This is a genomic window from Psychromonas hadalis ATCC BAA-638 (genome assembly GCF_000420245.1).
Lineage (GTDB): Bacteria > Pseudomonadota > Gammaproteobacteria > Enterobacterales > Psychromonadaceae > Psychromonas > Psychromonas hadalis.
The window spans coordinates 1-7,113 of the sequence record NZ_ATUO01000174.1; the positions used below are offsets into that span (position 1 = coordinate 1).

The following is a 7,113-nucleotide window of genomic DNA, read 5'->3' on the forward strand; positions in this document are numbered from 1 at the left end:
CGCCATAAACTAACGCCGAAGAATAGTTTACTCATTTTAAAATCTCTTTATTTCGTTGCGCTAAAAAGAGCGCGACTATGTAATGGTTTGCCACCCAAAAGATGTGCTAATGCTTGTCGGCAAAATCGTTTTGCCGCCGATAAAATTTGTGCATCGGAAAAGTCGCGATAGGCTAACGCCTGTATTTGCTCTCCCGTGTAAACATGCTGCTTGTTATGGATAGCTTGTTTGGCAAAAAAACCCGCTTGCTGTTGGTATTGGTAATCAAAACCGCACTCAAGTTGTTCACCACTATAGATATCTTGCTCGAAGTTAACACCATAACCTAATGTTTCCAATAGTGTTAATTCAAAATTACGCAGGGCAATTTGAGGGGTTTCATCTCCTGCAATAGCGATTAACGTATCTTGATAGCTACTAAATAGCCCATCACAGGCCGTTTCAGCTTGTAATAGTCGATATAACAGCTCATTAATATACATCGCCATATACAAACGCTCCCCCACCAACGGCACAACCTGTGTCTGTGCTTCGAGGGATTTAACGGTTTTTAAGTTGCCACGCCCAAAATAGGTCGCGTGTAACAGGGTAAAAGGTTGTGGCGACCCACGGCGCATACGTGTGCCACTGCGCCCTCCTTTAAAAACAAGGCTGACTTTACCGACATCCTGACAGAACAGATCCAGCAATTGACTGGTCTCCCCATAAGGTCTACGGTGTAAAATAAAGGCGTTGTGACACTCGATTGACATGGTTAGCTTGTCTCTTACAGAGGTTGAATTGTGACACTAAAGTTTAATTTTTCACCCTGCACATAGGTAATAACTGATTAGCGCAAAGAGATTTAGTACTAAATCAAGGCGGAGAGACGCAGTTTGCAGCTGCAAAGGAGTATCTCCAACGCCGAGTTAGTGCTAAAGATCGACGCGATCATCTGTTATTTTCCGTAGTCGTCGCCATAACCCAGACTATGTAATGCGCGCATATCATCAGCCCAGCCAGATTTTACTTTCACCCAGACTTCTAAAAACACTTTAGCATCAAACAGCTCTTCCATATCGATGCGCGATTGGGTACTGATCGATTTTATTTTGTCACCCTTGTTACCAATCACCATGCGTTTTTGACCCTCACGCTCAACTAAAATAAGCGCATTGATATGCAACATGCCATTGGCTTGTTGTTTAAACTGCTCAATTTCAACGGTCACAGAGTAAGGTAGTTCATCACCTAAAAAGCGCATTAGCTTTTCACGTACAATTTCTGATGCCATAAAACGTGATGAACGGTCGGTAATATAATCTTCAGGGAAATAAAATTCAGATTCAGGTAACGCTTCTTGCGCCCACTGACGAATCTTTTCAATATTATCGCCTTTTTTAGCTGACATTGGCAAAATATGTTTGAAGTGATAACGCTCACCTAGCGCTTTCAAATGTGGCAGTAATAACTCTTTATCTTCCACATTATCAATTTTATTGATCGCGAGAACAACAGGACATTTCAAGTATTTAAATTTACCTAATACCATCTCATCATCTTCGTTCCAATGCGTGCCTTCCACGACAAAAATCACCATTTCAACATCATTAATTGAACTTGAAGCAGCACGGTTCATTAAACGATTAATGGCGCGTCTCTCTTCAATATGAAGTCCCGGCGTATCAACAAAAATAGTTTGATAATCACCGTCGGTATCGATACCTAAAATACGGTGACGAGTAGTTTGTGCTTTACGTGATGTAATACTTACTTTCTGACCCAGTAACGCATTAATCAGGGTTGATTTACCTACGTTCGGACGACCAACAATGGCGACTAACCCACATTTTTTTGTCATAATTTTTCTCCTAAAAGAGCCACTAGCATCTTTTCTGCTGCAATTTGTTCTGCTTTACGGCGACTTGTGCCTTTGCCTTGTACCGACTCGATACCATCAATCATACAGCCCATGGTAAATTGTTGATTATGTGCTTCACCTTTTATCTCTAAAACTTCGTAGAGTGGTAAGGGTTGTTTACGTGATTGCAGATGCTCTTGCAGACGTGTTTTAGGGTCTTTCTGGCTAATGCCCGGTTGAATGGTTTTTAAGCGGCTATCAAACCAACTCAATATCAGCGCACTCACGGTATCGACATCTGAATCTAAAAATACTGCGCCAATAATAGCCTCTACGCCGTCGGCAATAATTGAATCTCGGCGAAAGCCTCCACTTTTCAGCTCGCCTGGCCCTAAAATCAAACAATCACTGAGGTTAAACTCTCGGCCAATCTCAGCTAACATTTTTCCACAAACCAGTGTGGCACGTAATCGGCTAAGATCACCTTCGGTTACTTTTGGAAAACGCAGGTAAAGATCTGTTGAGATAGCAAAACTTAAAATTGAATCACCTAAAAACTCTAAACGCTCATTGTGCAACCCAGTTGCACTACGGTGTGTCATCGCTTGTTTAAACAGCGCAAAGTCGTTAAATTGGTAACCAATGCGAGTTTCTAAACGCTTTAATTCTGCTTCTATCATTTTATTTTTATTCATTTTATCGCACCAATTCGATCGAAACGAACCGCACTTGGCACCCATGTAGGTAATAGGCCGTCTGCATCACGATAAAATTCAAAACTTATCCAAGTCGCCACCGCTTTGCCCACTAAGTTTTGCTCTGGCACAAAACCCCAATAACGGCTATCTTTGCTGTTATCACGGTTATCACCCATTACAAAGTAGTTACCCTCGGGTACAACCCACTCGTAAGCATAGGTTTTTACATCTTTTTGCTGGTAATAATAGCCAACTGCATCACGTCTATTGGGGTTCATAATCACTTTATGAGCCACTTCGCCTAGAATCTCAGTATAAACATCCATAATAGCTGCTTCATCTTTAAACTTCTGCTCTCCTAACGATTGCATGTCTAATGCTTTGTAGTTACCACAATCATCCGCGTCACAGGCGGCTACGATGTAGAGTTGTTTCTCTTTATAAACGATACGATCGCCCGGCAAACCAACAATCCGTTTGATAAAATCAACACGTTGATCTTCTGGGTATTTAAATACCGCCACATCACCACGTTTGGGTAAACCAACTGGAATTAAAGTATTCTGCCAAATAGGCTCTTTCACGCCATAAGAGAACTTCTCAACCAAAATAAAATCGCCAATCAACAGCGTTGGCATCATCGAACCTGATGGAATTTGAAACGGTTCATATAAAAATGAGCGTAATACAAAGACCACAGCAATCACTGGAAACAGTGAACGTGCGTTTTCAATGATAATATTTTCTGGGTGGATAGTGGCGAGCACCTTTTCATCAAGTCCAACCGATGCTTGATCTTGTGCTGCTTGACGCGCCGCTTTACGAGCAGGCCCCCATTTGAGTTTGTCGATCACCCAAACAATGCCTGTTGAAAAGGTTAAAATAACTAAAATTAGTGCAAACGTATTTGCCATTTTTTTGTTCCTGTTTAAAACACAAAATGCGTTGATAAATGATCAACGCATTGCTTACAAAATAGGCGGGACTAAAGTCCCACTTCAAAAGAGATCTATTTATCTTTACCGATATGTAACACGGCTAAAAACGCTTCTTGTGGAATGTCGACATTACCCACCGACTTCATGCGTTTTTTACCCTCTTTCTGTTTCTTGAGTAGCTTTTTCTTACGGCTAATATCACCACCGTAACATTTTGCTAATACATTTTTAGTCAACTGCTTAACCGTTGAACGGGCAATGATTTTACCTCCAATGGCCGCTTGTATTGCAATATTGAACATCTGTCTAGGAATGAGCTCTTTCATTTTTTCAACAAGCTGACGTCCGTATGTTTCTGAATTGGCACGATGGGTAATTAATGCGAGTGCATCAACACGATCGCCATTAATCAGTACATCAACACGTACCATGTCTGAAGGTTGGAATTTAACAAAGTTATATTCCAGTGACGCATAACCACGACTGGTTGATTTGAGGCGATCAAAGAAGTCCATCACTACTTCACCCATTGGAATATGGTACGTCAGTGCGACTTGGTTACCGTGATAGACCATGCTTACCTGCACACCACGTTTTAGGATACACAGGGTAATAACATTACCTAAGTACTCTTGTGGTACGAGCATATTACACTCAGCGATTGGCTCGCGAATTTCAAGGATATCATTCACAGCGGGTAATTTTGCAGGGCTATCAACGTACAGAACTTCACCATCATTTTTTTCAACTTCATAAATTACCGTTGGCGCAGTGGTGATTAAATCAATGTCGTATTCACGCTCTAAACGCTCTTGAATGATTTCCATGTGTAATAGACCAAGGAAACCACAGCGGAAGCCAAAACCTAATGCCGATGAGTTTTCTGGCTCATAAAAAAGAGATGCGTCATTAATGCTTAATTTTGCTAAGGCATCACGGAAACTTTCGTAGTCATCAGAGCTAACAGGGAAAAGGCCCGCGTAAACTTGCGGGGTAACACGTTTAAATCCAGCTAACGCTTCTGTAGCTGGATTGGCTGCGGTGGTTAATGTATCACCAACGGGTGCACCTAGAATATCTTTAATGCCAGCAATCACGTACCCCACTTCACCCGCTTTTAAAATACCAGTTTCCAATTGCTTCGGCGTGAAGTAGCCCACTTTACTGACCAGATGAACACCTTCAGTAGACATCACTTTCATCTTATCGCCGACTTTAATTTGGCCATTTTTTATACGTACTAATGAAACAACACCTTGGTAACTATCAAACCAAGAATCAATAATGAGCGCTTGTAATGGCCCGTCAAGATCGCCCACTGGTGGTGGAATACAGCGTACAATCTCTTCTAATACTAAATCAATACCCACGCCTGTTTTAGCGGAGCAACGTACCGCTTCACTTGCATCAATACCGATAATATTTTCAATTTCTTCAGCAACACGCTCAGGCTCTGCTGCGGGCAGGTCAATCTTATTTAAGATTGGCACAACTTCTAAGTCCATATCAAGTGCGGTATAACAGTTGGCAAGTGTTTGTGCTTCTACCCCTTGACCGGCATCAACCACCAATAACGCCCCTTCACAAGCGGCTAATGAACGCGATACTTCGTAAGAGAAATCAACGTGTCCGGGCGTATCGATAAAGTTAAGCTGGTAAGTTTCTCCATCGTTAGCTTTATAATCAAGGGTAACGCTTTGCGCTTTGATAGTGATACCACGTTCACGCTCGATGTCCATTGAATCAAGCACTTGAGATTCCATTTCACGCTCACTTAACCCACCACAAGTGCTGATTAAACGATCTGATAATGTCGATTTACCGTGGTCGATATGAGCGATAATTGAGAAGTTACGAATATTTTTCATTAAACGGTTAATACCTTAAATAGAGTACGTTGAGTTATACCTAAGCCACCTAAAACAACAAATAGAGCGCCAAGAAGCTTGGGTATACAATGACTCGGCATTCTAGCGAATTTGCACTCAGATCACCATCTTTAAAAAAACAGTGAAAATATAAATATCTTTATAATAGAAGTGCGTATTGTGCGCATCACAATTTAATCAATAAGATACTTGTAAATGGAATTACATGTTATTGAATGGCTGAGTATGGCCACCCTCAGCGCGGGATTACTCTACGCAATTTTTATTGCCTACTCCAACCTAAACTGGCTACCTTATCAACCAGAAAACCCTTTTGGCGCACACAACGATTGGAAAAACGTTACCCTTTCTGAAAACACCCGTCTTTTACTGCACATCGCGTTGGTGGTTATTACCCGCCATTTAGCGCTTTTTTATATCACAGAACTTGCCTACTTTGTGATTAACGACAGTAAACACAGTTTATACCCTTGATACTTCAACATGCAAAGTCAGCAAGGCAAATTGTGCCGATATACTAGGCATAAAATTGAACCTTTCGAGAAATTAATAAAAACACATTAATCCTCTATCGGTATAATTAACATAAAGACGTTAATTATTTAATAGTCATTCTAAGTCGAAATTTTATAACGACGTAGATTGGTGCAAGTTGCCCTGCGGGGCGCAAGCTCGAAAACCAGCTCAGCGTTGCAACATTCAAAAAGTGAATGACATTAAAGGATTAAAGTCTTTTATTTAATCCTATCGCTAGAAGGTTAACGCAGTTAACCGTTCGATAGATGACCTCGTATTGCGCCTTGTTCTGATTGTCGAGCTTGTGCCTGACAAGGCATCTTGAGGTAACATGGGTATATATGATGCGTTTACCGATACTGGGCTTCATTGGGATTCAGTACATTATATGAAACTCGCGGTTGAGGGGTATACCCGTGAGGGACCAGACAGATTTTTATTATTAAAAATGGGGGGGGTGCTATTGGAGATGCACAAAGTCATCCGATAGGGCTGACGGTGGGCAATTTATACTTTTATATGTTCTCTTTCACCATTATTTTTTTACCGCTGATTGTGATGAATTTTCCACGTTATATCAGTAAAATGAAACAAAATGCCATTGTCAGCATTCACATTCAACGCAAACGTTACCGTATCCCTATTTATACGTGGATGATAGCACTGACCATGTTTGTACTCTTTTTGCTGCTGTTTACCCTTATAATTTTGTACCGGGTTTTATACACAACGTAGTGCCTAACTATTTTAACACTAGCCTTGCTCTTAAACTAACTTGGATAGTCCCTATTTTTGCCACGGTGATCAGTGCATTTGTACTCAAGCTATCACGTCCATCCGCCTATATTTTGTATTTTCCCTCGCTAATGGTACTGATATTACACCCACTGATTGAACACAGATATTACATTTTCCCTAATGCATGGTGTTTTTACTAATTTTTATGAAAGCGCAGAAAAAATCATTAGAATAGTTTCAACTCGATTATTTCATCGCGTTATCAGGCTTACTGGCATGGTTAAAATTTGCGATGCAGTTGTTTCCGTAAATTTTAGGAAGCGGGACTTCAGTCCCTGCCTTGTTTTCTGTTGGCCTGAACATCAAAAATAAAGTCAAAACACGCAAGGCTAAAGCCTCATACCAATCCGCATAAGTATCTGATCTATCTTGTTGGTTAAAATAATAAATAGCTACGTTGCATTCAATCGCAATAGCTAGCTATTACTCAATCA

7 protein-coding genes are annotated in these 7,113 nt (G+C 40.9%); 2 read left to right on the plus strand and 5 right to left on the minus strand.

What is annotated here, in order from left to right:
• Positions 1–47: 47 nt before the first annotated feature.
• The 5 genes from recO to lepA form a co-directional block, all read right to left on the minus strand.
• Positions 48–752 carry a DNA repair protein RecO gene (recO, locus tag G322_RS0116165; protein WP_022942762.1) on the minus strand — a complete coding sequence of 235 codons (705 nt, stop codon included), beginning with the start codon at positions 750–752 and terminating at the stop codon, positions 48–50.
• 185 nt (positions 753–937) lie between these two features.
• Positions 938–1,840: a GTPase Era gene (gene era / locus G322_RS0116170; RefSeq protein WP_022942763.1), complete on the minus strand. Its 903-nt coding sequence runs from the start codon at positions 1,838–1,840 to the stop codon at positions 938–940.
• Positions 1,837–2,535 carry a ribonuclease III gene (gene rnc, locus G322_RS0116175; RefSeq protein ID WP_022942764.1) on the minus strand — a complete coding sequence of 233 codons (699 nt, stop codon included), beginning with the start codon at positions 2,533–2,535 and terminating at the stop codon, positions 1,837–1,839. The genes era and rnc overlap by 4 nt, the downstream gene beginning before the upstream one ends.
• Positions 2,532–3,452, minus strand: coding sequence for a signal peptidase I (gene lepB, locus G322_RS0116180; RefSeq protein WP_022942765.1), 921 nt, complete (start codon positions 3,450–3,452; stop codon positions 2,532–2,534). Before lepB ends, rnc begins: the two co-directional genes overlap by 4 nt.
• Before the next feature lie 95 nt (positions 3,453–3,547).
• Complete coding sequence (gene lepA, locus G322_RS0116185; RefSeq protein WP_022942766.1) at positions 3,548–5,344, minus strand: translation elongation factor 4; 1,797 nt, start codon at positions 5,342–5,344, stop codon at positions 3,548–3,550.
• Between the two features lie 216 nt (positions 5,345–5,560).
• Between lepA and G322_RS0116190 the strand changes: the two genes are divergently transcribed.
• Together G322_RS0116190 and G322_RS23515 are read left to right on the plus strand one after the other, a co-directional pair.
• Entirely contained in the window at positions 5,561–5,839 is a 279-nt protein-coding gene (locus G322_RS0116190) for a hypothetical protein (RefSeq protein ID WP_022942767.1), read from the plus strand.
• 373 nt (positions 5,840–6,212) lie between these two features.
• A complete protein-coding gene (locus G322_RS23515; RefSeq protein ID WP_022942768.1) occupies positions 6,213–6,371 on the plus strand; it encodes a hypothetical protein in 159 nt (52 codons plus the stop codon).
• The last annotated feature ends 742 nt before the right edge of the window (positions 6,372–7,113 follow it).